At 47.4% G+C, this 25,591-nt stretch carries 28 protein-coding genes; 21 read left to right on the forward strand and 7 right to left on the reverse strand.

Features of this window, described 5'->3' with window-relative positions:
• Window positions 1-65: 65 nt before the first annotated feature.
• The 6 genes from QP794_RS29570 to QP794_RS29595 all read left to right on the forward strand — a co-directional run bounded on the left by QP794_RS29570 (window position 66) and on the right by QP794_RS29595 (window position 5,606).
• On the forward strand, window positions 66-425 hold the full coding sequence (locus tag QP794_RS29570; RefSeq protein WP_285080285.1) for an SdpI family protein: 360 nt from the start codon (window positions 66-68) through the stop codon (window positions 423-425).
• Between the two features lie 248 nt (window positions 426-673).
• Entirely contained in the window at window positions 674-1,114 is a 441-nt protein-coding gene (locus QP794_RS29575) for a helix-turn-helix domain-containing protein (protein ID WP_285080287.1), read from the forward strand.
• A 140-nt stretch (window positions 1,115-1,254) separates the two neighbouring features.
• Window positions 1,255-2,475 carry an MFS transporter gene (locus tag QP794_RS29580; protein ID WP_024632975.1) on the forward strand — a complete coding sequence of 407 codons (1,221 nt, stop codon included), beginning with the start codon at window positions 1,255-1,257 and terminating at the stop codon, window positions 2,473-2,475.
• A gap of 19 nt (window positions 2,476-2,494) precedes the next feature.
• A complete protein-coding gene (locus QP794_RS29585) occupies window positions 2,495-2,917 on the forward strand; it encodes a universal stress protein (protein ID WP_285080289.1) in 423 nt (140 codons plus the stop codon).
• Window positions 2,918-3,003: 86 nt separating this feature from the next.
• Window positions 3,004-4,428, forward strand: a complete 1,425-nt coding sequence (locus QP794_RS29590) for an aldehyde dehydrogenase family protein (RefSeq protein WP_285080291.1) — start codon at window positions 3,004-3,006, stop codon at window positions 4,426-4,428.
• Between the two features lie 362 nt (window positions 4,429-4,790).
• Window positions 4,791-5,606, forward strand: coding sequence for a MerR family transcriptional regulator (locus tag QP794_RS29595; RefSeq protein WP_285080293.1), 816 nt, complete (start codon window positions 4,791-4,793; stop codon window positions 5,604-5,606).
• Between the two features lie 158 nt (window positions 5,607-5,764).
• On the opposite strand, the gene QP794_RS29600 is transcribed toward QP794_RS29595, so the two are convergent.
• Window positions 5,765-6,253 carry a GAF domain-containing protein gene (locus QP794_RS29600; RefSeq protein WP_024632979.1) on the reverse strand — a complete coding sequence of 163 codons (489 nt, stop codon included), beginning with the start codon at window positions 6,251-6,253 and terminating at the stop codon, window positions 5,765-5,767.
• Window positions 6,254-6,439: 186 nt separating this feature from the next.
• Here QP794_RS29600 and QP794_RS29605 point away from each other — a divergent pair, with 186 nt between their 5' ends.
• From QP794_RS29605 to QP794_RS29625, 5 genes are all read left to right on the forward strand, one after another.
• Window positions 6,440-6,736, forward strand: a complete 297-nt coding sequence (locus QP794_RS29605) for a hypothetical protein (RefSeq protein ID WP_024632980.1) — start codon at window positions 6,440-6,442, stop codon at window positions 6,734-6,736.
• Window positions 6,737-6,934: 198 nt separating this feature from the next.
• Window positions 6,935-7,507, forward strand: coding sequence for a GNAT family N-acetyltransferase (locus QP794_RS29610; RefSeq protein ID WP_285080297.1), 573 nt, complete (start codon window positions 6,935-6,937; stop codon window positions 7,505-7,507).
• 34 nt (window positions 7,508-7,541) lie between these two features.
• Window positions 7,542-9,050, forward strand: coding sequence for an MDR family MFS transporter (locus tag QP794_RS29615; protein ID WP_285080372.1), 1,509 nt, complete (start codon window positions 7,542-7,544; stop codon window positions 9,048-9,050).
• Between the two features lie 118 nt (window positions 9,051-9,168).
• Window positions 9,169-9,654, forward strand: a complete 486-nt coding sequence (locus tag QP794_RS29620) for a hypothetical protein (protein WP_285080299.1) — start codon at window positions 9,169-9,171, stop codon at window positions 9,652-9,654.
• A 31-nt stretch (window positions 9,655-9,685) separates the two neighbouring features.
• A complete protein-coding gene (locus tag QP794_RS29625; protein ID WP_024632984.1) occupies window positions 9,686-9,871 on the forward strand; it encodes a hypothetical protein in 186 nt (61 codons plus the stop codon).
• An 81-nt stretch (window positions 9,872-9,952) separates the two neighbouring features.
• On the opposite strand, the gene QP794_RS29630 is transcribed toward QP794_RS29625, so the two are convergent.
• The 3 genes from QP794_RS29630 to QP794_RS29640 form a co-directional block, all read right to left on the reverse strand.
• Entirely contained in the window at window positions 9,953-10,414 is a 462-nt protein-coding gene (locus QP794_RS29630; protein ID WP_024632985.1) for a MarR family winged helix-turn-helix transcriptional regulator, read from the reverse strand.
• 442 nt (window positions 10,415-10,856) lie between these two features.
• Window positions 10,857-11,249 (reverse strand): type II toxin-antitoxin system death-on-curing family toxin, encoded by a 393-nt coding sequence (locus QP794_RS29635; RefSeq protein ID WP_285080301.1) that lies wholly within the window; start codon window positions 11,247-11,249, stop codon window positions 10,857-10,859.
• A gap of 2 nt (window positions 11,250-11,251) precedes the next feature.
• Entirely contained in the window at window positions 11,252-11,545 is a 294-nt protein-coding gene (locus QP794_RS29640; protein WP_285080302.1) for an AbrB/MazE/SpoVT family DNA-binding domain-containing protein, read from the reverse strand.
• Window positions 11,546-11,753: 208 nt separating this feature from the next.
• On the opposite strand from QP794_RS29640, the gene QP794_RS29645 reads away from it, so the two are divergent.
• The 3 genes from QP794_RS29645 (at window position 11,754) to QP794_RS29655 (ending at window position 14,252) form a co-directional block, all read left to right on the forward strand.
• Window positions 11,754-12,485: an ABC transporter ATP-binding protein gene (locus QP794_RS29645; protein ID WP_285080304.1), complete on the forward strand. Its 732-nt coding sequence runs from the start codon at window positions 11,754-11,756 to the stop codon at window positions 12,483-12,485.
• A gap of 18 nt (window positions 12,486-12,503) precedes the next feature.
• On the forward strand, window positions 12,504-13,754 hold the full coding sequence (locus QP794_RS29650; RefSeq protein WP_285080305.1) for an ABC transporter permease: 1,251 nt from the start codon (window positions 12,504-12,506) through the stop codon (window positions 13,752-13,754).
• Window positions 13,755-13,868: 114 nt separating this feature from the next.
• Window positions 13,869-14,252: a hypothetical protein gene (locus tag QP794_RS29655; RefSeq protein ID WP_285080307.1), complete on the forward strand. Its 384-nt coding sequence runs from the start codon at window positions 13,869-13,871 to the stop codon at window positions 14,250-14,252.
• A gap of 188 nt (window positions 14,253-14,440) precedes the next feature.
• Here the strand turns inward: QP794_RS29655 and QP794_RS29660 are convergent, their stop codons facing one another.
• Window positions 14,441-15,709, reverse strand: a complete 1,269-nt coding sequence (locus tag QP794_RS29660; RefSeq protein ID WP_285080309.1) for a BaiN/RdsA family NAD(P)/FAD-dependent oxidoreductase — start codon at window positions 15,707-15,709, stop codon at window positions 14,441-14,443.
• 196 nt (window positions 15,710-15,905) lie between these two features.
• Between QP794_RS29660 and QP794_RS29665 the strand changes: the two genes are divergently transcribed.
• The 3 genes from QP794_RS29665 to nadE all read left to right on the forward strand — a co-directional run bounded on the left by QP794_RS29665 (window position 15,906) and on the right by nadE (window position 19,143).
• The gene (locus QP794_RS29665) at window positions 15,906-17,591 is read left to right on the forward strand and encodes a two-component system sensor histidine kinase NtrB (RefSeq protein ID WP_285080311.1); all 1,686 of its coding nucleotides are present in this window, start codon (window positions 15,906-15,908) and stop codon (window positions 17,589-17,591) included.
• Window positions 17,592-17,760: 169 nt separating this feature from the next.
• Window positions 17,761-18,195, forward strand: coding sequence for a BrxA/BrxB family bacilliredoxin (locus QP794_RS29670; protein WP_053779648.1), 435 nt, complete (start codon window positions 17,761-17,763; stop codon window positions 18,193-18,195).
• A gap of 138 nt (window positions 18,196-18,333) precedes the next feature.
• Window positions 18,334-19,143 (forward strand): ammonia-dependent NAD(+) synthetase, encoded by an 810-nt coding sequence (gene nadE, locus QP794_RS29675; protein WP_285080314.1) that lies wholly within the window; start codon window positions 18,334-18,336, stop codon window positions 19,141-19,143.
• Between the two features lie 95 nt (window positions 19,144-19,238).
• Here nadE and QP794_RS29680 read toward each other — a convergent pair whose 3' ends face one another.
• Window positions 19,239-20,054, reverse strand: coding sequence for an alpha/beta hydrolase family protein (locus tag QP794_RS29680; protein ID WP_285080316.1), 816 nt, complete (start codon window positions 20,052-20,054; stop codon window positions 19,239-19,241).
• A gap of 187 nt (window positions 20,055-20,241) precedes the next feature.
• Here QP794_RS29680 and acpS point away from each other — a divergent pair, with 187 nt between their 5' ends.
• Both acpS and mutY read left to right on the forward strand, forming a co-directional pair.
• Window positions 20,242-20,661, forward strand: coding sequence for a holo-ACP synthase (acpS, locus tag QP794_RS29685; protein WP_285080317.1), 420 nt, complete (start codon window positions 20,242-20,244; stop codon window positions 20,659-20,661).
• Window positions 20,662-20,722: 61 nt separating this feature from the next.
• Window positions 20,723-22,084, forward strand: coding sequence for an A/G-specific adenine glycosylase (gene mutY, locus QP794_RS29690; RefSeq protein WP_285080318.1), 1,362 nt, complete (start codon window positions 20,723-20,725; stop codon window positions 22,082-22,084).
• A gap of 582 nt (window positions 22,085-22,666) precedes the next feature.
• On the opposite strand, the gene QP794_RS29695 is transcribed toward mutY, so the two are convergent.
• Window positions 22,667-23,278, reverse strand: coding sequence for a superoxide dismutase (locus tag QP794_RS29695; RefSeq protein WP_024632995.1), 612 nt, complete (start codon window positions 23,276-23,278; stop codon window positions 22,667-22,669).
• A gap of 538 nt (window positions 23,279-23,816) precedes the next feature.
• On the opposite strand from QP794_RS29695, the gene QP794_RS29700 reads away from it, so the two are divergent.
• Complete coding sequence (locus QP794_RS29700; RefSeq protein WP_024632996.1) at window positions 23,817-24,242, forward strand: GNAT family N-acetyltransferase; 426 nt, start codon at window positions 23,817-23,819, stop codon at window positions 24,240-24,242.
• 611 nt (window positions 24,243-24,853) lie between these two features.
• The gene (lepB, locus tag QP794_RS29705; RefSeq protein WP_285080320.1) at window positions 24,854-25,459 is read left to right on the forward strand and encodes a signal peptidase I; all 606 of its coding nucleotides are present in this window, start codon (window positions 24,854-24,856) and stop codon (window positions 25,457-25,459) included.
• Window positions 25,460-25,591: the final 132 nt, after the last annotated feature.

Here is a 25,591-nt window from a genome sequence, read left to right on the forward strand (position 1 = left end):
ACGTAGAGCCGTTTTTTTGTTTTAATATCTGTGGTGTATTTTGAATGGAGTTAGGGGAGGACATTGTGGCAGGAGCAATTGTTGGTTTGATATGCGGCGTGTGTTATTTCGTATTGGGGTTAATGGTTTACAAAAAACCGCCTAAAAGAATCAATGGCATATATGGATACCGTACCCCGCGCGCGATGAGTAACCCGGAATTGTGGGAAGAAGCACAACGATACAGCGCCAATCTGATGATGCAGTTTGGTGTCATTATTACGGTGTTTGGTATTCTCGGTTTCTGGTTTACCGATGTACAAGCATTGGTTCTGAGTCTTTTCGCTGTCGTGTTCTATACGGTACGTCTGTTTACCAAGGTTGAAGGTCGCTTGAAGGAAATGCAGCGTGTTCAGCAGCAGGGACAGAAGAAGCAAGGCGCTTAGAAGTATGATGTGAATTCGACCTGAACGAAAGATCCGCGAGAGCGGATCTTTTTTGCGTTTTATAGAGGCAGAGAATAATAAAAACTACATTTAACAACATATTGGAAAGCTTTTATTTGAGATAATCAGTCGATGTTTGAGACATACTACATATTCCGGTCAAAAATCTAACGTTGACGTTAACGTTAATAGTATATATAATTATGTATATAACATTATAGACATATAATAAAAGTGAGGTGAAGGAAATGAGTTTATATAAAATCGATGACGTAGCCAAGGAATGTGGTTTGACCAAGCGTACCATTCGGTATTACGAAGAGATTGGTGTTATGCCTTCACCTCAGCGGACGAACGGTGGCACACGATTATACACCCGGGAAGATATCGATTATCTGAAAAAGGTGGTCCGGGCGAAGGAAGTGCTCGGTTTCTCGCTTCAGGAGCTGCATACTTATGTGGCAACGGCAGATGCGCTGAACGAACAGCGTTTTGACTACCAGCAGACCACGGAAGTGAAGGAGCGGATCGAGAAGCTCACCAAGATGGAGACGACGCTGGACGACCAGCTGCAACTGATCGAGCAGAAACTTCAGAGCATCCATGCTGTTCAGGCGGAACTGGAGGAATTGCGTCAACGGGTGCAGAACGGCATTCGACGATTAGAAGGGCACGAGAATGACACATAATTCATATTCACGATAAGCACCGGGAGATCCGGTGTCATTTGTGCCGTGTTCTTTCCTATATTTTTGAAAATAAAGACAAGAATTTCATTGTTTTCACAATTTATTTCACAACATAAATCATGAATCAGGAGGAATCACGTATGAAAAGAGAACCCTCGTTACCTGACGAATTACCGTCATCCCGTGGAGGCCTGCTATCCCAGCCCAGAGCGGTATGGGCAGTAGCCTTCGCCTGTATTATCTCCTTTATGGGACTAGGATTGGTTGACCCGATTCTGCCTGCGATTGCAGATCAGCTGCATGCTTCCAAAAGCCAGGTATCTTTATTGTTTACAAGTTATAACGCGGTTACCGGGGTTGCCATGCTCATTACGGGTGTTGTATCCAGCCGGATTGGTGTGAAGTGGACACTGCTCAGTGGCATTTTGCTAATCATTGTTTTCTCGTTCCTGGGCGGGACATCTGATACCGTAGGTGCACTCGTCGGTTACCGTGGTGGTTGGGGACTGGGGAATGCCCTGTTCATCGCAACCGCATTATCCGCTATCGTGGGACTGTCCACATCGGGGACAGCCAAAGCGATTATTTTATACGAAGCAGCTCTTGGTCTCGGGATTGCCGTTGGTCCATTACTCGGTGGTGAACTGGGTTCCATCTCATGGCGTGGTCCGTTCTATGGGGTAGCTGTTCTGATGGCGATTGCTTTTATCAGTATTACGTTTATGCTGCCCAAGATAGCCAAACCCAAAACACGCAGCTCCTTGTCCGATCCGTTCAAGGCTCTGGGTTATCCTTCACTGAAAACATTGGCGATTACCGCCTTCCTGTATAACTTTGGTTTCTTTACCTTGATGGCTTATTCACCTTATGTCATGAATCTGGATGAGCACGGACTCGGTTACGTATTCTTCGGTTGGGGTCTGATGCTGGCGATTACATCTGTATTTGTCGCACCAAGACTGCAACGCCGATTCGGATCGGTTCCTTCCATGAGCGTTATGCTGACCCTGTTCGCAATAGATTTGCTGGTGATGGCGGTAGGTACGGTGATGGGATCATCCACAACCGTTATCGTAGCTGTTATCGTTGCCGGGATTTTCCTCGGGATCAACAACACGTTAATTACAACGGCAGTCATGGAAGCAGCGCCCGTGGAACGTTCTGTGGCATCGGCTGCCTACAGCTTTGTCCGGTTCCTTGGCGGTGCGTTGGCACCATGGCTTGCTGGTAAGTTATCCGAGTGGTTCCTGCCGGAGACACCGTTTTATTTTGGCGCATTGATGGTTCTGATCGGGGTCGTTGTGCTTCTGGTACGCCGCAGACATCTGCGCGATATCGATGCTGCCATTACGCATCATTAATGAACAGGAGGAATGGAGAATGCTGAAACGAATATTGGTTGCTGTCGATGGATCGGAGCATGCAAACAAGGCTTTGGAGAAAGCTGTTGTTCTGGCAGAAAGTTTGAAACAACCGGCTTCCTTAATTATCGTACATGTTAATCCTTCGATCTCGTTGAATGAGCCCGCACTCGGTGTGGATCTGGAAGCGCGGATCGCTGAAGAAGGACAGCATATCATACAACCTGTTAATGCCTTGTTAGCGGGTCATGCTGTCCATTATGAAACATTACTGATCGCTGGTGATCCTGTGAATGAGATCTGCCGTGTAGCGGAGGATAGAGACTGTGATCTCGTTGTGATGGGAACGGGCGGAAAAAGCATGCTCGCGGAAATCGTGGTGGGCAGTGTCAGCCACGGCGTCCTGAAACATGCAGGATGCCCGGTCCTGACCGTTAAATAGAGGTATGGTTTGTGTTGATGATGCCAAAGTGGTGTATAAATAGGAATGGGAATACTCTGCGGAAAACATGAATGGAGGATGCAGCGATGAAAAAACAACATCTGTTCATCGGGGGCAAGCCCACCGAATCAGTAGATTATATAACACTTCAGGCACCGTACTCTGGAGAAACACTGGCAGAAGTATCCTCGGCGTCAGCTGAGGAAGTTGAAGCAGCGATTGCCGCCGCAGTTCAAGCTCGTAAGGAGATGCGCAGAATGCCTGCCCATCAGCGTGCAGACATTCTTTACAAGCTGTCTGTCCTGCTGGAAGAACGGAAGGAAGAAGCGGCACGTATTATTGCGCTGGAGGCGGCGAAGCCGATTACTGCGGCGCTCGCTGAAGTTGATCGTACGGTGGAAACGTATCGTTTCGCCGCAGAGGAAGCCAAGCGCCTCACTGGGGAGACGGTCCCCATGGATGCAGCCAAAGGCGGAGAAGGGCGCATAGGATACACAATGCGGCAGCCCTTGGGCGTTGTTGGAGCCATTACGCCGTTTAATTTTCCGATGAACCTGGTGGCTCACAAAGTAGGACCGGCGCTGGCAGCAGGCAATACGATTGTACTGAAGCCTGCGGAGCAGACGCCGCTGTCTTCCTATTACATCGCCAATCTGCTTCAGGAAGCCGGATTACCCGATGGGGCATTGAATGTGGTGAGCGGTGAAGGCAAAACGATTGGTGATGTGCTCGTAGAGCATCCTGATGTGGCTCATATTACATTTACAGGCAGCCCCGCTGTAGGCACAAGCATTCGCAGCAAAGCCGGACTGAAACGGGTGACATTGGAGCTAGGGTCAAATGCGGCTGTCATTATAGACGCGGATGCCAATTTGGACAAGGTGGTACCGAGATGTGTGACCGGGGCTTTTACTTACCAAGGTCAGGTATGTATCTCGCTGCAGCGGATTTATGTGCACAGCGCGGTCGCGGCTGAGTTCATTCGCCGTTTTGCTGAAGCGGCGAAACAAGTCGTGGTAGGAGACCCGCTGAACCCGGATACCGTTGTCTCTGCGCTCATCACATCCAAAGACGTACAACGTACGCTCGAATGGATTAATGAGGCCAAGCAGGCAGGTGCTGAGGTTGCAGCAGGCGGCGAAGCCGAGGGAGGCGTACTGCGTCCAACGGTGCTTGTTAACGTTCCGCGTGATGCCAAGGTGTCTTGTCAGGAGGTATTCGCGCCGATCGTTGTCATTAATAAAGTGGATTCGGTTGAAGAAGGGATTGAGCATGTGAATGATTCCATCTATGGCCTTCAGGCAGGTGTATTCACTAATGATATTCATACCGCATTGCATGCTGCTGACCACATCGAAGCTGGTGGCGTAATGATTAATGATATTCCGACATTCCGTGTGGACCATATGCCTTATGGCGGTGTGAAGCAGAGCGGGATGGGGCGTGAAGGTGTCAAATATGCCGTAGAGGAAATGACGGAATTGAAGTTTGTCATGTTTAACAAGAATTAAGATCGACCTATAAGTGAGCGGGATATTCGAGATGAAATAGAACAAGGTGATCCTGTGCCCGAATTAGCGGGTGCAGGATTTTTTGGCTTTTCAACATTCAGTCCTTAACGTAAAAAAATACATAGCTTTTCTTCACTGACCCCGGGTTCACATCTGATGAGAAGGGTATAAATACTTATCATACCGCGAATCTATCAATTACATGCCGTTCATATCAACGAAGTATTGTGTATCTATCCAGAGAAATGAACGGATTACTCGGGTACAGATTGTCGAACGTTTTATAATCTCTCACTCAAAATTCAAATAAAATGCAGAATGAACAAGCCTGAGCATACAGGCCAGACAGGAGGTGTATTCATATGGCATATTCCATGGTTGATGTATCCGGAATGTCCGGTGTAAGTCTTAGTGAATTGGGACAATACGCAGAGACAGGTCTCCTGAATCCTGCCTTCGTGGGTCAAGATGATGATATCTACTATGAGAAGCCGGAATTGCTAAGGCTGCAGCAGATACTGTTCTGTAAAGAAGTAGGCATGGAGGAGGAAGAAATCGCCCCCATGCTCAGGGATACTCCCCGGGACATGATCCGTATTATGCAGCAGCATCGGATCGAGATGCTGGAGAAGGCCCTTCATCTTCACAGGATGATCCAGACACTGGACAAAACCATCTCCTATTTACGAGGAGAGCAGGAACTGGATGAGGTTGAACTGTACGCTGGCTTTTCGAATAAAGGACGTCACAGGCTTTTAAATGAAACGACCTCTGATCATGCGGCAAAGCATGATTATTACGAACAGAAGCAGACAAAAGCCGCTCAGAAGCAAGGCGTCCATTCCTTGGAGCAATCCACCGTGCCCGAGGGCCAGGAGATGAAGTCAAAGGAAGATTTTCTCGATTCGCAAGCGAAGCTTGACCAGATTCATTTGGACTTGCAGGGCGCCATTGAGGAAGGGTTAACGCCTGGCAGCTCGGAGGTTCAACAAATTATTGGTAGACATCTCGAATGGATCAAGGATTATTACACCCCAACGGCCGAGATTTACCGCGATCTGGGCAATCTGTATGTCGAGCACAAAAACTTTCGCCAGATGTATGATGGCTATCACCCCAAGCTGGCCGAGTTTTTGCGAGACGGGATGATGATTAAGGCGGAACAGGATTTATCCTAGATGCATAAAGTATCATGGGCGAGCAGAACATGGGTGTGAAGAAAATAATCATAACAAAGAGCGCAGCTCCTCTAGTGAGGAGTGCGCTCTTTGTTATTGCACACCATCGTAAAGCTGATGAATGCTTCATCGGCTTAATGAACATGTCCTTCAGGCAGTTAGGATAATTCCAGCTGCTCTGTAATCAGGCTTACCGCCTTTTCCAGGAAGATGCGGTCTTCATCGTCAAAACGGTTCTTGAGCGGGCTATCGATGTCGAGCACCCCGTACAATTCGCCATTTTTGATAATCGGGACTACGATTTCACTGTTCGATGCGGCATCACAGGCGATATGGCCTGGAAAGGCATGAACATCTTCAACGACCATCGTACGTCGTTCCGAAGCAGAAGTGCCGCATACACCGCGTCCCAGTGGAATACGGATGCAGGCAGGCAGTCCCTGGAATGGACCGAGTACAAGTTCTTTTCCATCATACAGATAGAATCCGACCCAATTGGTATCGGTCATAAATACATTGAGCAACGCCGCAGCGTTTGCCAGATTGGCAATGTCGCTAGGTTCATCGCGGATCAGAGCGCTTAACTGTCCCAGGACGGCGGTTTGCTGCTCGCTTCGTGTTCCTTCATAAGAAACAGCTTGAAACATGATGAATCACCCTCCCGAGCAAAAATGGTACTTATTTTCAAGATAGTGCAGAGTATGCGGTTAGTCAAGCGGAGGATTTCGGAAAAGGCAGGTCATGCCTGAAAATTCCTCCTGTTTCTCATCTTCCTGCGTGGGGTAATTACTTAGCAACCACGGCGGGCTACAACCCGGGAAGGAGCTTGGCTTATGCATGCAGAGGTACAGAATCTTTTTGTACGAATTCATCTTCTATATTTGGCCCAAAATCAGGATTTAACCGTTAGCGACGCATTGCCTCTATTGGAAGAACGGGGATATCGCGTTGGTGAGCGGGAAATCAAACAGGAGCTTGAGCACCTGACGCAAGAGAACTTCCTGACCGCCCATGGAGATCAATGGAGTCTTACCGGGACTGGCATTGAGGAGTTTAAGGAAATCACAGCTGTACTTGGCCGGGTTAGTGAGGAATTGCTGGCGACGGGCAAGAAGACGTCTACTGCCTAAATCTACCTTGGGTCAAAGTCTCCCGAAATTTCATGCAAACTTGAGTTAATCGATACGTACAACAAGACCGGGAGCGGAAGCGCCCGGTTTTTTGACGTGATTACGATGACTGAACAGTTGCCATTCGGTGCAGGTTATGGTTAGATGGCTATTGAATCTTATGGTCTGTGGAGATGGATCGGATCGGAGTGTCTTTTCATGTATAAATGCAAAGGGAGAATTCCCGAACTAGAGACAGGACGGCTGCGTTTGCGCAAAATGCGCCGCCGGGATGCGGCCCAGATGTTCGCTTGCTGGTCTGACCGGGAAGTGACACGTTATATGAATTTGGCGCCCATGATTGGGACAAGTGAGGCTGCGGATATGATTGGGCTGCTGAATCATATGGCAGGAGAAGAGGAGGCGATTCGCTGGGGGATTGAACTCAAGGAAACGGGCCGGCTTATCGGAAGCTGCGGATATAACACTTGGCAGCTTGAAGGCGCATTCCGGGGTGAGATCGGTTATGAACTGGGGCGCGATTACTGGCGTCACGGTTATATGACGGAAGCATTTTCGGTTATACTGCCGTTTGGGTATGAGACGATGGGTCTCAATCGAATTGAAGCGCTGGTTGATCCGCGTAATCTCGCTTCGGGTGAGTTTCTGACGAACCACGGCTTCACGCGGGAAGGACTGCTGCGTCAGGTGCAGCATACGTCTACCGGATATAAGGATATGGTGATGTATTCCCTGTTATACGATGAGTTTTTGCGCAAGAGAGAGAATTAAAGAGAGAAGGGTTTGTGTGAATACATCCGGAGGTTTGAATCGCAGCTTCATCTTGGCGGGGTTGCTGCTGGCGACTTTTTTGTCGGCCATTGAAGGTACCGTAATTGGTCCGGCAGGGCCAACCATTGTCAGTGAGCTGGGAAGTGTGCAGCTGCTAAGCTGGATCTTCACTGCTTATCTGTTAACGATGGCTGTGAGCACGCCGATTTTCGGGAAAATCAGTGATATATACGGACGAAAGCCGGTATTCCTGATTGGCTGTGCCTTATTTTTACTAGGGTCGCTTCTTTGCTGCCTTTCGCAGAACATGGAGCAGCTGATTATTTATCGTGCGATTCAAGGGATTGGTGCAGGTGCAGTTGTGCCTGTTACGTTTACGATTATCGGTGACATCTATCGGATTGAAGAACGAGGCAAAATACAGGGCTGGATCAGCTCCGTGTGGGGCATATCCTCTCTGGCAGGACCGCTGCTGGGCGGTTATTTTGTAGACAATCTGGGATGGCAGTGGATCTTTGGATTCAATTTACCGTTCGGACTGCTGGCAATGTGGTTTGTATTTCGTTATTTGAAGGAAGAAATGTCTCCGCGTACCGCAAAAATTGACTACTTGGGTGCGTTGACCTTTACCGTCGGTATCACCGCATTGCTCTTTGTATTGTCGGCGGGTGGACAGTATTACGCCTGGAGTTCCCCTGTTATTGTGGGACTGAGCATTGTGGCTATCATATTCATGATTTTATTTTTTGTGGTGGAAAAGAGAGCTCAGGCCCCGATGGTTCCTCTCCATCTGTTCCGTATTCGGGACATCCGGGTGGCGAATATCGCCGGACTGTTGACCAGCACCCTGATGATTGGCCTAACCAGTTATTTGCCACTTTGGGTGCAGGGGGTTCGGGGCGGTAATGCGACTGAATCGGGTTTGTTGCTTGCACCCATGTCAGTCGGCTGGCTAATCGGCAGCGTTCTTGCGGGCCGTCTGTTAATGAAGATTGGATCACGCTTAACAGCGGTGATTGGATTAACCGGGATCGCCATAGGCTCGGGAGGACTCTTCCTGGTCGGTGGGACGTCGCCCCAGTCTGTACTGTTTATTCTGACCTTTATATATGGACTCGGCTTCGGGTTTGCTTTTACGATATTCACAATTATTTCGCAGTCTTCGGTCGGATATAAAGAGCGTGGATCGTCCACGGCGTTACATACCTTCATGCGTACGCTAGGACAAACCATTGGTGCAGCAGCCTTCGGCACTTGGTTGAACTACCGAATATCAACGTTGTCGAGCGAGCAGCATCTGGCGGAAGCGGGGATCTCGGATGGGGACCTGAATCAACTGCTTGCCCCGCATACGGAAGCTGCCCTGTCGGATGAAAAATGGTCACTTCTGCGTAACGTGCTGGAAGGAAGTCTGCATTCATTGTTCGTTATCATGTTTGTCATTGCCATTATCTCGTGGATGACGACACTGGCCTTGCGCAAACGGCTAATCGTTCCCGAAAATGCAGATGCTCCGCCGCAAGCACAAGCTTCAGGGAATTAAACGAAGTTAAAAGAATAATCATTGGTCTAAAGCAGCTGTTTCTCAGCTGCTTTTTTGTTATTATTTTCTAGAAGGGATTATCTATAATTTACAGTAATGGAGTGGGAGGCGAGTTAAGATGAGTAAGCAATCCCTGCAATCGTCCCGGTATGTGCCCTTTCCAATCAAGCTGCTGGCAGCCATTCTAACCTGCGTTTCGCTTTCAGTGGTTGTTGGACTCATGCAATATGTTCCCTTGGCGGATCGAGCTGAACATACATATTACTATCCTTTCTGGTATACATTGATCATAAGCATCCTTATCCAGTTGGCTGTTCTTCTATTTCTGATCCTGCCTTTATCGTTATTTGCGGACAGTGTGCTTGCTTCCTTGAGATTGAATGGACCTGTAACAAGGGTGATATGTGTAATCGGAACTTATTTTCTTTTGGGTGTAGGTAGTGCGCTGTTGTTCTCCATCTTTGTGTTCAAAATGGATGCCTTCCAGTATGTCGGCCCTTATCAATACGTAGTAATAACAACCTTTGTTTTTTTGTTGTGGCAATCCGGTCTGGGATGGATAGTGAATAAAGCCCGTAATCAGGGGCAAACCAACACAAAATAATATAGATATCTCATTGGGAGTAGAGGTGAGGATGATGTTTCCCAATAATCTGAATTCGTCGAAGGAAGACGAAGCCAAACGCAAGTACGAAGAGACTCAGAGGGAGATTGAGGGGCACAGTCGCTCAGATCTGTCCAGATACGTTGTCGATTTGCTGATTGCAGGTGGATTGGTCGTTGCAGCCCTCACAGTATTGATGTGGATTCTGTACCTTTGATTAACACATACGAATAACCGGTACCGCCTATTTAGGCGAACCGGTTATTTTTAATTTGGATCAGGTGATATGGGGCTGGTCCTAGCCGTTTGCGGATAAACGATCTGCACCGAGTGCAAGCCTTTCCAACAGCTCAGACAGCAATGTTTTGTCATCCTCGCTCAGTCCGCTGACAGCACGATCAATTTTGTGTGCATAGCCTGGGTAGATTTCATCCATGGTACGCTGGCCTTCCTCGGTCAGTTCTACAAAAATGATGCGTCTGTCCTGTGGACAGTGTTTGCGATGCAAAAGTCCTTTTTGCTCCAGCTTGTCAATGACATAAGTGACATTCCCGCTTTGCAGCAGAAGCTGTGCACCGACTTGTTGAATAGGCTGTGCTCCTTTCATATATAACACTTCGAGCACCCCGTAAGCGGTGGGGTTGAAGCCATGCACTTTGCTTCCGGATACAGCGTGTTCATTCACGCTCTTAAATGTCTGGGCCAAGGTGCGGTACAGATGAAGAGAACGTTCGGTTCCGATTTCCTGTAATTCCAGCATGCTGATCCCGCCTTTTCAGATTAGTTTGTAATTGATAATGAACTGACAGTTGACGATTCAGAGGGTCGCCATGTTTTTATTGTAAGCGTCTGTTTGTGTGAAAAACATGCGATATGTCACAAGATTTGCATTTTTAGCAATTAAAATTTAATCATTTTTTGTCTATATAAATTGAACGATTAATATTTACACTTGTCACTGCTCTGACAGAACAACCTTCCGATCGCTGTTATCCCCAGATTTTTTTGAATACCCTTTTTTAAAGGGGGAAATCCGGGATAAAGGCGAACGTTGCACTTCTTCAGGCTATTTCTGTCCTCTCCGTTCTCGTGTAAATGTTTAGTTCAATAAGTTCTGGAAAAATCAACTCGGTAATATGAGATTTTCACTGTAATATAAAAAAGCAGGGGCTCCGGAACTCCTGCTTTTATAAAATTATGAGCTACCGCACCACTGAATGGTCCTTTAATATAATTGCGATGCTTTCAAATGAGTGTTTGCCCTCTGCAATATTGACCATGAACTCCACTGCATATTGACGTTCCATTTGGAGATGGTAGCCATTCAACATCAAAAACGACTTGGTTACGAGATAAGCTGTCCGTTTGTTCCCATTATGAAAGCAGTGATTTTTAACTAAGGACTCTAATAAAGCACTAGCCTTATCGAATATAGAAGGATAGGCATCTTCTCCAAACAAAGTTTGTTGGGGTCTATTTACAGCAGAGTCCAACAAAGAATAGTTTTTCACTCCAGCTTGTGCTGTGTCATTCATCCTCTTCATCATAAAATAATGAGCGGCTACCACTTCTTCTATTGAAAGGAATATGATCATGATTAACGATCCCTTAAATCTTGGAGAATACCCTCATCCTCTTCAAAAACATCAAAGAAAGCTTCCAGTACTTCAGGTCTTACATTTTCAGGTATTTTCACCTGTCTAACTTTTTTGAGTATAATCTCACCTTGACTGTTCTCAATAAATTCAATCTCATCACCTTGTGACACATCGAGCTTATCAATCAAAACCTTTGGCAGGCTAACGCCTAAGCTATTCCCCATTTTACCTATCTTACGAGATAATATTTTTTTCTTAAAATTGTCCTCTTTCATTTGGGCCCCACCATTCATAGTATGTTCCTCCTATAGTATGATCCAACTTAAGAAATGAATACGTAGGTAAGTATAAATGTTAGTATGTTATAACATTATAACATGAGTTACTAATGCAAATTCATTTATACAAAAGCTCAAAATGATCAAACAATTCCTCACAAACTCGATTACAATAACAATAAAGAACGGAAACAAGCACCTGACAGGACAGGGAGTGAATGATATGGAAAGCGAAAACAAAGATATACCCGCACAGGAGTCCATATTGGACGTACATATTACGGAAGCAGGATATGAGGCGGGTCAATCCACGATAAGAAATATCCGATTACACGTGGCTCAAGGAGAATTGGTAGGCATTATCGGACCGAATGGGGCTGGCAAAAGCACGACCATCAAAACATTGCTTGGCCTGCTTGAGCATGCGAAATATGAAGTGACCATTGGAGGAGACGGTCGCTATGCCTATATCCCGGAGCAGCCTGTTTTTTACGAATATATGACCCTGTGGGAACATCTCGACCTGGCAGCGGCCGCCTATGAGATGGAGGAAGATTTCTTTGTTGCCAGGGCGGAGGAGTTATTGGTTCGTTTCGGTATGGACCACGTTCGCAATGATCTTCCGGCCAGTTTCTCTAAGGGCATGCGGCAGAAAATGATGCTGATGATCGGCTTCCTGTCCTCGCCGGATGTATATATTGTGGACGAGCCTTTTATCGGACTGGATCCGCGAGCAACCAAGGATTTTTTGAAATTGCTGGACGAGGAGCGCCGCCGTGGTGCAGGTGTACTTATGTCAACGCATGTACTGGATACCGCTGAGCGAATCTGTGATCGTTTTATTCTCATCCACGCCGGGCGATCAGCTGCTGAAGGAACGCTGGATGAAATCCGTGCAGCCGCAGATTTGCCGGAAGCCTCATTATTTGATTGTTTTGATACACTGACATCCTAAGCGGGAAGGGGAGAAGAGATGCAGACCTTTCAAACATACACACCACTTGGTTTATATAAACGCAGGCGTAAGGAGCACTTCAATGAACAGTTGAAAAACCTGAAACTGGTAGTAGATTGGACGGTATGGGTGTATCTGCTTGTTCCGGGTCTGTTGTATCTTAGCGGATGGTATATGAGCTTGTGGTCCAAAGCGCTTCCCTCATGGGCGACCGGATTATCACTGCCTACACTGACAGGACTAATCGACATTGTTATGCTCACAGGCGGAATTATTATATTTGTGGAAGAAGCGGATGTGTTATTCCTGAAGTCGAGGTCACTGTGGATGCGCACATTGATGAGACAGGGGATCTACCGGGCTTGTATACAGCATCTGGGCAAAATGATTGCAATTACCGCGTTGACCGCACCACTATGGTCCCGTGTGTATGACATGTCAATTATCCATATCGCGCTTATATCGATTTGGTTTGGCGCAGTGGCTTCATTTCAGGTTATTGTGCTCCATATGACAAAAGTACGGTATACCGGCTGGAGACGCTGGATTCGCATGATTCCTCTCGCAATTGTAATGGGCATTATCACGATTGGGGCAACGTTTTGGATGCATGGGCAGATCTGGACACTGCTTGCAGGCATCGTGGCCGCAATCTTTCTACTAATTATGGTTGGCCGAATGAGGCTGGAGATGAAGGGGACCTTTGAAGGCGATGTGAGAGAGGATTTACGGGAAAGACTGAAGCTTACAGCACTTATACTAAGTCGCTCCATCACCAAGCCAAAAGCTCCGCGCACTCGGACCGTGATATTCCGCAAGCCGCGCAAGCTGCTGCGTCATCGATCCATCTCTAATCGGACAGCCGAAACGGCATTCAAGGCATTCTTTCGTAACTCATCGACCATGAAACTGTATTTGCAGCTTGGTGGCCTGTCCATCGCTGCCGTTGCTTTGCCTCCTTTTCCGGTCAATGTGATTGTGTGTGGATTATTAATTATCATGCTGAGTGTGCTCTTTTATCGTTCATGGGATGTATTTGCCACCTCCGACTATGTTCAGCTCGTATCCTACGATGCCGAGGCGCTGAATCAAGCTGCAGCGACCATGGTCCGAATGTTATTCGTTCCGATCGGGATTCTAATGGGATATTCACTGGGGGCAGCCTGGCTGGGTTGGCTTGAAGGTATCCTTACAGCTGCGGCTGCGGTGGCATTTGGCCTGTTCGTCCTGTCTATAACAGGCTGGATTCGTTACATCCGATCTGCTTAAATGATATTCTTCCTTGTGCAGTAGCATATCCGATGAAATAACTGACCATGCTAGTGGAGACGGATCTTATCATTTTAGAAGATAAGAGATCAGCTCTCGCAAGGAGGAAAAATTATGATGGATGATAGCGAACTTCAGGTGCACTTCGAAGATCATGCAGCGCTGCTCGCTGCGCAAGCAACTTTGGAGGAACTGGGGTATAAACCATATCAATCAGGACCGCTCGAATTGTATATTCCTACAGATCGTCAGGATACGCAGTCTGCTGTGGAAATTGTACAGTCTCACGGAGGCAGTGCTGTGTTTCTTTCGGAAACCGATGGATTGGATCAGTTTCAGAATATATCCATTCCGGCTCATCTCGTGAATGAAGATTGGCATGAAGGCTATGCTAGTGGAAGCAAAGGGAGCAATCCTGAACAGGGGATGCATAACCGGGATGATGATCCGACCTTCGATGATTCAGTCGATGGATTCTCGGGCAGTGTGAAGGCGTAAAGACATATGGGCGATGCGGCTGTTTGTCTTAGTATGTAATCGTGTTTGTAACAAGGATTTTGAATGGGCATATATCATATAAAAACCTCGATACCCCATGATAGTGGGATTTCGAGGTTTTTTTAATACTCTTATTGACCTTAGCTGATGTGGAACGTGAATCCGTCCATCAACATCGTAGGTTCATGTTATGAGCGAGCGTTTTTATATTCAGCAGCATGCATACCAGCCGTATACCCCGTAGAGAAGGCAGCAGTAATATTATAGCCTCCCGTGTAGCCATGAATATCCAGGACTTCACCGCAAAAGAATAGCCCCGGCAGCAGCTTGGATTCCATTGTTTTGGGGTAAATCTCCTTTAAGTGGATTCCCCCGCCAGTTACAAAGGCCTCCTTGAGAGAACGTGTACCGTCTGCGCGGAAGGTAAAAGCCTTCATCAACCCCACTAACGTAGTTAACATACCTTTGGGAAAATGGTGGAATGTGAGGTCTTCGCTGATCTCTGCACGCTTCATCATCAATGGAATCATGCGTTCAGGAACCCATGTTTTGAGTATGTTTTTGACGGCCTTTCGGGATTCCTGCTCCAGCACCTGCTGAACCTGGGCTTCCAAAGCGCCGGCAGACAGATCCGGGAACAGATCAATACTCATCGTGACCTGTGGTTGTCCGGATTTCATCTGCACTTTGCGAATAAACTGGCTGCAACGAAGCGCAATCGGCCCGGATACGCCAAAATGGGTAAAGATCATATCTCCGCGATGGGAGATAACCGATTTGCCTTTGGCATCCAGAACAGATAACCCCACATTCCGCAAGGACAAGCCTTGCAATTCTTTGGATTGAATCCAGCTTTCACCAGACACAATTGGCACTTCCGTCGGATATAGCTCCGTAATCGTATGTCCAGCAGCTTCAGCCCAAGGATAGCCATCCCCGGTTGAGCCGGTTTGGGGGACCGATTTGCCCCCGGTAGCGATAATAACAGAGCGTCCAAGCACGGTTGTACCAGATGCAAGCTTCACGCCCTGCACGCGTTGACCGTTCTGAATCAATTCCTTAACCGGCTGTTTGGTGCGAATCTCAACCCCAAGGGAAATGATCTTGCCTACCAACGCATCTACCACCGTTTTGGCTTTATCGGTTACCGGGAACATTCTCCCGTTATCCTCCTCTTTCAGAGCAATACCCAGATTTTCAAAAAAACGCATAATTCCCTGATTGTCCAGATTCTGAAATGAACTATATAAAAAGCGTCCATTGCCCGGAATATGCCGGATCAGTTCATCCGTCTCCTTGGCATTGGTCACATTACAGCGACCGCCACCAGAGATCCCGAGTTTGCGGCCGAGTTGATCTCCTTTATCCAGCAGAAGCACGGACGCTCCATGCTCGGCAGCAGCAACACAGGCCATGAGGCCCGCAGATCCACCACCAATTACAATGACATCATACATGCGTTATTACCCTCTTTTTTCATTGATTTTGTCTGATTTCCGAAAACGCTGTCTACTCCTGCCTGTTTATGAAACAATACAAATGTATTAGCAGTTCTATTATGCAGTCTTAAGGGATATATTGTAATATACTGTCGCCTATGTTTTAATCAGAAATACATAAGGGAATGTGCAGGCAGAGGAGGGAGATGGCATTGTGGTTGCGTTGAAGGACATTCTTTTACAAATACTGCTTGCAGGAGCTGCGGTATTCCTGATTCCATTATTGCACTTGGGGCTCTCCAGGCAAACGGTCGCCAAGGCAGGATATCACAGGATGATACTGACCAGTTTTGCCGCGACCAGTGTGGTGAGCATGTTACTGTGTCTGCTTTTTGCTCTCTATGGAAGCCCAGTATCCGTTCCCATCTCCTTGGGCATTGTGCCCCTGACGCTCGTCATATTGTATTGCAGGCCCCGCGTAGGCCTAACGCTGTCTCTTCTCCAGATACTCTTCTATTTTCTCTTTGCGCATCCCTATAATCTGTACGGATTTCTATTTCAAACGGGCATTCTTCTCTATCCTATTGTATGGTTGTCAGCCAAACGATTCAAGCATTATACACGTTCACGCAAAATGGGAACAGTTATCGCCTTGATAACGGCAGAGCTGGTTGTGGACAGTCTGCTATATATCCTATCCATTGAAACAACATTCTCAATAGTGCATTGGCTATTGCCAGCTCTGGGATACACGATCGGTGCAATCCTCGCCGGAAGTCTTAGTATGCTCTGGATTGAACAGATGCAGCATCACAGGGGGCTGGAGCAGCATTTGTCCGAAGTTCATCATCGATACATAGCCGAAACGGAAAAGCTTAACCAAATTCTGAATGCCGTTCCTTTATCCATAGCTACCGTAGACAGGGAGGGGACCGTGCAGTTCGTGAATGATACCATGGAGCAAACGGCGCGGGATCAACTGCCCTGCACAACAACACCTGATTTGATTGGGCAACCTGCTAGCCAGTTTGTCGAACAAGCTCAGGCAGACAAGATGGAGAACAGTATTCGCAAAGCCATTGTTCATGGAGAAGTGAGTGGGCTGACAGTGCGTTATGGCTCAAACGTGTTCCAGTCCCGGACGGTTCCTATTTACGCATTATCCCCAGAACCAAGAGAGGCTATAGGAGCCATGTTGATCATTCAGGACATTACTGAACTTGAAATGCTGCGAAGCGAGCTCGATAATGTGGATCGACTCAGTCTTGTCGGACAAATGGCCGCAAGTATTACCCATGAGGTAAGAAATCCAATGGCGGTTGTGCGTGGTTTTCTTCAATTAATGCAGGAAAAGAGCCCGGAATCCCTGGATCACTATTACCGGATCGTGCTGGAAGAGCTTGATCGGGCAAACAGCATTATTAATGATTTTCTATCATTGGCGCAGAATAGAATTGCCGAGAAAGAAGAATCCCAGCTGCATGATATCATTCATGAACTAAGTCCTTTGTTATGGGCGGATGCAAATTTGCGAGGTCAGAGTATTGAATTTATGCTGGCTCACGATGTACCCAAGCTGCATCTGAATTCAAAGGAAATCAAACAAGTGGTACTTAATCTGGCTCGCAACGGGATGGAAGCCATGAATGAAAAAGGAGTGCTTACGCTGGAGACCCGGTTGGTGGATGACACGGTGGAGCTGTGTGTACGAGATACAGGCCCGGGTATACCCAGAGTGAAAAAGGAGAAGCTGTTCGAACCTTTTTTTACGACCAAAGCCAAAGGAACCGGACTGGGATTATCCATGTGTCTAAGCATTGTTGAACGACATAACGGAACCATTACCGTCGAATCGGAGGAAGGTCAGGGTACAACGTTCAAGGTTGCATTCCAACGCTGAACTTCAAGCATGTTTTGCCAAGGATTGAGACATAATATTGTAGAAGAAGCCTTTCCGCAGGCGGTCTTTGAACCTTGCTTTCATTGATTAGCGATGTATAATAGGAATAGCACAAAAGCATTTAATTTTTTAAATAATAGAACCTACATGTTTAAGGAGTGAAACCGAAATGTCTATGTCATTTGATCAATACATGAAAGATATGGTTCAACCGATGCGGGATGATTTGACTCGTTTGGGAATTCAGGAGCTGCGTACGCCAGAAGAGGTTGAAGCAAGTTTGCCGGATGCCAAAGGAACTGCTCTGGTAGTTATTAACTCGGTCTGCGGATGTGCCGCAGGTCAATGCCGTCCAGGTGTATCCCAAGCACTTCAGCATGATATTACACCAGACCACCTGTACACGGTATTTGCCGGTCAGGATAAGGAAGCTACAGCAAAAGCACGTGAATACTTTGCACCGTATCCTCCATCTTCACCTTCCATCGCTTTGATGAAAGACGGAGAACTCGTTCATTTTATTGAGCGTCATCAAGTGGAAGACCGTTCTGCAGAGGAAATCGCGGCTGAGCTCACAAGTGTGTTTGACCGTTACTGCCGTTAATTAGCTCAAGCAAACGCCCCGCCTTTCGGATGACCGATGCCGGGGCGTTTCATTTTGAGCGAATAAGGTTATTGAACCATTCGGACCTTTCAAAATGGACATCAAATTTCATTAATTTAGAAACGGGGTGTGTGAACGATGAGTTTGCAACAACAGATCATCGCTGAATTGAAGGTTAAACCAAGCATTAATGAAGAAGAGGAAGTGCGTAAGCGCGTTGACTTTCTCAAAACGTATGTGAAAAATGCCGGTTCCAAAGGATTGCTCATCGCGATCAGTGGCGGTATTGACAGCGCTGTAGCTACGGCGCTTTGCAAAAAAGCAACGGACGAGCTTACAGCAGAGGAGAACAAGGAATACAAAACACTGGGTGTATTCCAGCCTTACGGTGAGCAATCGGACATTGCCCATAGCTATGCTGTGGCAAAAGCCTATGACCTGAAGCATGTTGTGGAAACAAACATCGAAGATGCAGTTAACGAGATTGCACTCGAAGTGGAGCAAGGTTTCAAATCCATGGGGAGTCCGCGTCACATGACTCACCAAGGCAAAGGGAACGTGAAAGCGAGAACCCGTATGGTGATGCAATATGCTCTCTCCTTTGAGGAAAATCTGTTGGTTGTCGGAACAGACCATGCTTCTGAAGCCATCACGGGTTTCTACACCAAATGGGGCGATGGCGCAGTGGATATTACACCACTGAGCACCCTGAACAAACGTCAGGTGCGTCAGCTGGCTGCGTATTTGAACGTGCCACAGGCCATTTTGGACAAGGCTCCATCAGCAGGACTCTGGGAAGGCCAGACCGATGAAGATGAACTGGGCATTTCGTATGAAGCGAACAGTGACTATCTGGAGGGCAAACAGATCGATCCGGCTGCACAGGAGCGTCTTGAAGCATTTTACAAGCGTACACATCACAAACGGAATGCCATTCCTGGCATCTAATATGGATGGCAAGTATGCCATGATATGGACAATGCAAGCATCTAAACAGCAAAGAGTCACTGCATAAGGCAGCGACTCTTTTTGTTATGCAGGAACTACTTACTCCAGGCCTCGATCTGGCGAAGGGTTTCGGTGATCGCCTGCTCAAGCTGCGGAGTCAATTCTTTGAATGGATGTACCGTATTAAACGTGTGATTTCCTCCAGGGATCTGGTGCCACGGGACATCCGGACGAGCCTGAACCAGTGCGGCCGAGCCGTCACGCAGCCGTTGGCCATCCTCTGTTCCTTGAATAAGTGCTACACGTAGAGGTGAGGCAGACAATCGATCAATGATGGCATAGCGGTCCTTATGCTTGTCCAAATCCTCCAGAATGGATACATCCAGTGGCATCTGCTGGCCTGTTCTACCGTTCGTGACATGGCTGCGGCCAAAGGTACGCATTTCCTCTTTTTGCTCCGGTGTAAAAAGATCCAGGTTAGTTACGCCGTTCCAGGATAGAACGCCCGCAATCTGCTCGGGATGATCCAGCGCGTACACGAGGCTTACGCCTGCACCGCGGCTATGTCCAATCAGAAATACCGGCAGTTCGTTAAGCTCTGGCTGTGTGGACACATAGTCAAGCAGCGCTGCCAGGTCGGAAAGCTCCCGGCTGTACGTATTGACTGCAAACTTTTCAAGTTCAGAAAATTGCTCCAAATCTTCTCCAACGCCGTTGTGAGAGAAATTGAAGGTCAGGACGTGATGATTCTCGCTTAGCTGGGATGCAGCGTAGGGGAACATGCCCCAGTCTTTGAAGCCTTTGTAACCGTGAGCCAGGATCATGATTCCTTGAGCGGGTTGCCGTGCAGTGAATATATTTCCGCGAATGACGGCATCCCCGCCAGCAGGCAGTTCAAATGCTGTGGACATATCTTATTCCTCCTCAATTTTCATACTATTCCCGATTCATATTTTAACATAAATGGTAATGTGGACGAAGGTACTCGCATCCGTACGCCCCTCCTGCTACAATAGAATACGTGTTCGGATAAGTTACGGATCATATGATCGAATGGAAATCGTTTACAGCATAAATGATTAAGCGGGTGAAGCGTTGATGATATATGGCATTGGAAACGATGTGCTGGAGATTGGACGCATGCGCAAGCTGATGTCCGGTCGCCACGCGGAAGCGTTTATGAAGCGAATTTTAACACATGCCGAGCGGGAGATTGCGGATCATCGGGGAAAACGGAGGGTCGAGTTTGTATCCGGCCGCTTCGCCGCAAAGGAAGCAGTGTCCAAGGCGTTTGGCTGCGGCATTGGAAGCGTGATGAGTTTTACCGACATTGAAGTACTGCCTGATGAGAAAGGACGTCCCGTTGCCACGCTGTCTGCTGAGGCATGGGAACGACTGCAACTGCCATACGGCCAACAGTATGACATTCATTTGAGCATTACACACCAGACGGAGCTGGCTGCGGCCTTTGCTATTGTGGAACAGATGGAGAAGACGTTGTCTGGATCTGAACAGTAACCATGATGGAATGTGTGAAGAACATAAGCATGTAAGCACGGTAACAGGAGAGGACGGGAATATGGGTTTATTGGAACAGAAACGACATTTCAGTGTGAATTTGCTGGATTGGTATATGGTCAACAGACGGGATTTGCCGTGGCGTCGCCACAACAACCCCTATTTTACGTGGGTATCGGAAATTATGCTGCAACAGACTCGGGTGGATACGGTGATCCCGTATTTCAACCGTTTTATCGGGAATTTTCCGACCGTACAGGCTTTGGCTGAGGCATCGGAAGAAGATGTTTTGAAAAATTGGGAAGGACTCGGATATTATTCGCGTGCCCGTAATCTTCAGGCAGCCGCCAGACAAGTTATGGAGCTGCACGGCGGGGAGATGCCGCAGGACAAGCAGGCAGTCTTTGCGTTAAAAGGGGTGGGCCCGTATACAGCCGGGGCCATTCTCAGCATTGCCTTCAACCAGCCGCAGCCAGCGGTGGATGGCAATGTGATGCGGGTCCTGTCCCGATACTTCCTCATTGATGAGGACATTATGAAGGGCAGCACCCGGGTGTTGATGGAAGAGCTCGCGGGAGAGCTCATTCCGGAAGGGCGTGCGCGTGATTTCAATCAGGCGCTGATGGAACTTGGCGCGCTGGTGTGCACGCCCAAAGCGCCGCACTGCCTGACTTGCCCGGTCATGGAGCAATGTTCCGGCCGCATCGCCGGACGGGAGCTCACGCTGCCGGTCAAGACCAAGGCGAAGCCGCCGCGCCCTGAGCAGCGGCTGGTCGCCATTGTGGAGGGCCGCGGTGCTCATCGCGGCCGTGTGCTTGTGCGGCAGCGCCCAGCGACGGGCCTATTGGCCCGCATGTGGGAGCTGCCGCATGTGCTGGCGGCGCCCGCCGCAGCCGGCAAGGCGGCGGGGCCGCTGGCCGATGAGCCGGCCATGGCTTTGCTGGCCGGCAGTCTGTGGGCGGAAGGCTTCGCTGCCCGCCCAGAGGGGCTGGCTACCCATGCGGAGCATGTGTTCAGCCATATTGTCTGGAGCCTGCAGGTGTACAAATGCACAGAGCAGGACCAGAGTAACGAGCTTCCGCTGATCGCTGCGGAAGCCAGAGCCGCCTACGAAGCACAGGCGGCTGCGAGCGATCACTCATCCTCAGCGTCTGCTGCGTCTGAGTTGGCAACAACTCACTCGGAGCAGTTCCGTTCGATTACTTCTCTGCTCTCCAACCCATCGGAAGATGCGAACCTGTTGGATGAATCTCCAGCGGCAGATGAGGCTCAGCTTACGCTGACTGGCAAAGGCGATGACCTGACCTACCGCTGGATTGGTCCGGAAGATATGGACAAGATGGCATTCCCGAACATCTTCCTGAAGCTGATCAGCAGTTATTTTGCCGGGGCATACGAGCAACAGAATGAAGAACTGAATTAAATCTGATATATGCATCTTAATGAAAGAGTGCAGAACCAGTCTGAAGAAGCAGAACTCGTGCTTGTGCCGTGCCTGCGCCTGAAAGAAGCTGTCTCTCCCATGAACTTAAATAGAAGTTTAATAGGAAGAGTTGTTCACCGAACCCACAGCGCTAACGAATCCTAAAGATCCTATAACGCAGATAACGATAAGATGTGAAGAGTTGACGAACCTGAGCGACGTCAAGTGAAAAACGGTTAAAAACAGTGAAATAGTGCGCTGTCTGGTGAAATAGCGTCTCTATAGTTCGTTACATCTCCAGTCTGTGGAATTCGAAGCTAATAGCGCTTCCTCGGTTCGTTAGATTGTTTAGATTGCCAAGTGGTGTAAACGTCGTTTCAAGGGATATAGAGGGATAGTGGAAGAAGGTAAGGGGCTATAAAGGCAAGTATATATGCATGCAAGTATGCTATCTATATAGGCCTGTGTTTATGCATTAGTATTTGTCTGTGTATATTTGCATTTATTTACCTAAAAGCACACAAAAAAGAGCCTGATCCGGTCGCGTTGACCGAGTCAGGCTCTTCTATTATGCCAGCAGTCTTATTTCGCTGCAGCGTAACGTTTGTTTACTTCATCCCAGTTGATTACATTCCAGAAAGCACCGATGTAGTCAGGACGTTTGTTTTGATATTTCAGGTAGTAAGCGTGCTCCCATACATCCAGACCCAGAACCGGAGTCAGACCTTCGAAGAGAGGGCTGTCTTGGTTAGGTGTGCTAGTGATGGACAATTTGCCATCTTTGCCAACTACGAGCCAGGCCCAGCCGGAACCGAAACGAGTTGTAGCTGCTTTTGCAAAATCTTCTTTGAATTTGTCAAAGCCACCCAGTTCGCTATCGATTGCTGCTGCGATGTCGCCAGTAGGAGCGCCGCCGCCATTAGGTCCGATGATTTCCCAGAAGAGGCTGTGGTTAGCGTGTCCGCCACCATTGTTGCGAACCGCTGTGCGGATACCTTCAGGTACGCTGTCAAGGTTAGCAATCAGATCTTCCAAGCTTTTTCCTTGCAGTTCAGGAGCGCTTTCCAGAGCTGCGTTCAAGTTCGTTACGTAAGTATTGTGATGGCGATCGTGGTGGATTTCCATCGTTTGCGCATCAATATGTGGTTCCAGTGCGTCGTTAGCGTAAGGAAGTGCTGGTAATTGAAAAGTCATAGTGAAATACCTCCTGAGATTTTTGAATTTTTGTTAAGGTCAGCATTTTGCATAATTCAATTCGAATCGCTCCCGGGACAAGTTTTAGACGAAATAATATCACTTCGATCTATATCTTGCTGAATGAAAGTCGCTCAGAGGATTTATGCAAATTGCCCAGGTACATATGTAATAATACCCTTGTCACTAATATTAAACCGCATCCGGGCTAATTAAGCAACATTTTTGTTTATTAAGTCCCCCCAGACGTTAATCGATTCATGGCTTAGAGATAACAAACATATTTTACCCATTATGAAACTATTTATGTGATTTTGGAGGTTAGAATAGAGGAAAAGTTTAATATTCGTATGTAAACGGTTACAATTAAGCGCTTTCAAAAGAAAATGCGTGTTTTATGGCGTAAAGTATGGTTTAATTGACGAAGAAGCGGTATTTTCTCGTTTTTTGTCATTATATGAACATTGGGTTTTTGGTAAAAAGGGGAACCCCTTTTTGTAAAACCTCATCTAAGCTAACGAAAAGGGAGATTTAAGACATGCACGTTCGTTCCTTTCAGTTGAGTGATGCAAGCCAGATGACAGAGCTTCTCCAGGTTGCACTATCGGAAGAGTGTTATGAGAACACGATGGGCCCGTTTGCCCGTCAATTGTCATGGGATTCTGACCTGATCATGGTTGCGGAAGAAGAGGGAGACCTCGTCGGCGCTTTGATCGGTACGATTGACCACAACCAGGGATGCATCTATCGTATTGCGGTCCATCCAGACTATCGTCGCCGCGGAGTCGGCAAAAAACTTGTCGAGGCCATGGAACAACGGTTCCAGCAGCGTAAAGTCAGTCAAATTTGGGTGGCGGGTGATGAGCACAACAAAGTAGCCATGCCTCTATATGAAGCAATGGGTTACGGTGCCAATCAGATTATGAGCGCTTTCCAGAAACTCAGTATCTTGTCCAAAGCTTAGTTTGTATGGTTAATAAAGAAATATAACAGATTTTCATTTCATATTAGGCGTATCTTTCAGCGTGTAACAACGTGAGGGATATGCCTTTCTATTTATATGGGTGTTATTCACCGATTATTCCCCTTTTTTCGCCACTTCTGAACGCCATTACATTTAACTTAATGCCCAGTTTAACTGCTTGATTCGCGTTGTTATTTACCTTTTTAGGGGTGCTGGTGCTCATAACCAATTGTTTCACCCTTGCAAATGAAGTAGAATTAAAAGGATTATGATCACTCGATTTTGGTAATATCAGAACATATAAACACGGAGCGCGAGCTTCCTGATATTTTAAGAAAAACATTCACTATATAAATTGTACTAAACATTTACACGATAACGGAGAGGACAGAAATAACTTGAAGAAGCGGAGCGTTCGCCTTTATCCCCGGATTTTCCCCTTTATATAAGGGATTAAAAAAATCTGGGGATAACAGCGATCGGAAGGTTGTTCTGTCATCGGAGTGTCAATTGTAAATATTCTTTAGTTCAATTAATATATATGGTTCTTTCTCCCTTGAAAGTACATCGATAGACGTTTTTCTAACAAAATTGATAAACGAGGTGTCTCTTTGAACTCCAATAACCTTTCAACGGAGCATGTGGCTTCCAAGGAACGAAACGGGCCAGGAGTGCCTGATCAACCGGGAAAATCCTGGGGTGCAGAGCTTTGGGACTGGGTGAAAACCATTGTGATAGCTTTTGTGATCATGATGCTGCTGAACCTGTTTGTATTTAATCTCTCAATGGTCAAAGGTCAATCGATGCAGCCCACGCTGGTGGAGCGAGACCGTCTGTTTGTGAATAAGATTGTATATGATTTTGGGACACCGTCCCGATTGGATGTCATTGTGCTTCGTGATCCAAGTGAAGGTGTAGAGAAAAAAGATTTTCTGGTCAAACGGATTGTCGGACTTCCCGGAGATACGGTTGAAGTGCGGGATCACCATCTGTTCGTAAATGGGGAGCAGCAAGCGGAAACGTACACGGATACGGAGGTTCAGGACCCTGATTTTGGACCGATTACGCTGGAAGCGGATCATTACTTTGTGATGGGAGATAATCGTCATGAAGGCAAGAGCAAGGATAGTCGTGTGTTTGGAAGCATTACATCCAGTGAAATTGTAGGCAGGGCGGAGTTTATTTTTTGGCCGTTCTCGGAAATTAAAAAACTGTAAAATGTTAGCAGGACATGGACAACAACTTCGCGCTGCATTTTGCGTTAAACGATATAGACTCGGTTTCTTTTTAGCTCCGGTATGTCCGACTTGTATATCGAAATCAGCGCCTGTCCTCCCACCTGAGGCGGG

The organism is Paenibacillus sp. UMB7766-LJ446 (assembly GCF_030226665.1).
In the GTDB taxonomy this organism is placed as follows: domain Bacteria; phylum Bacillota; class Bacilli; order Paenibacillales; family Paenibacillaceae; genus Paenibacillus; species Paenibacillus vandeheii.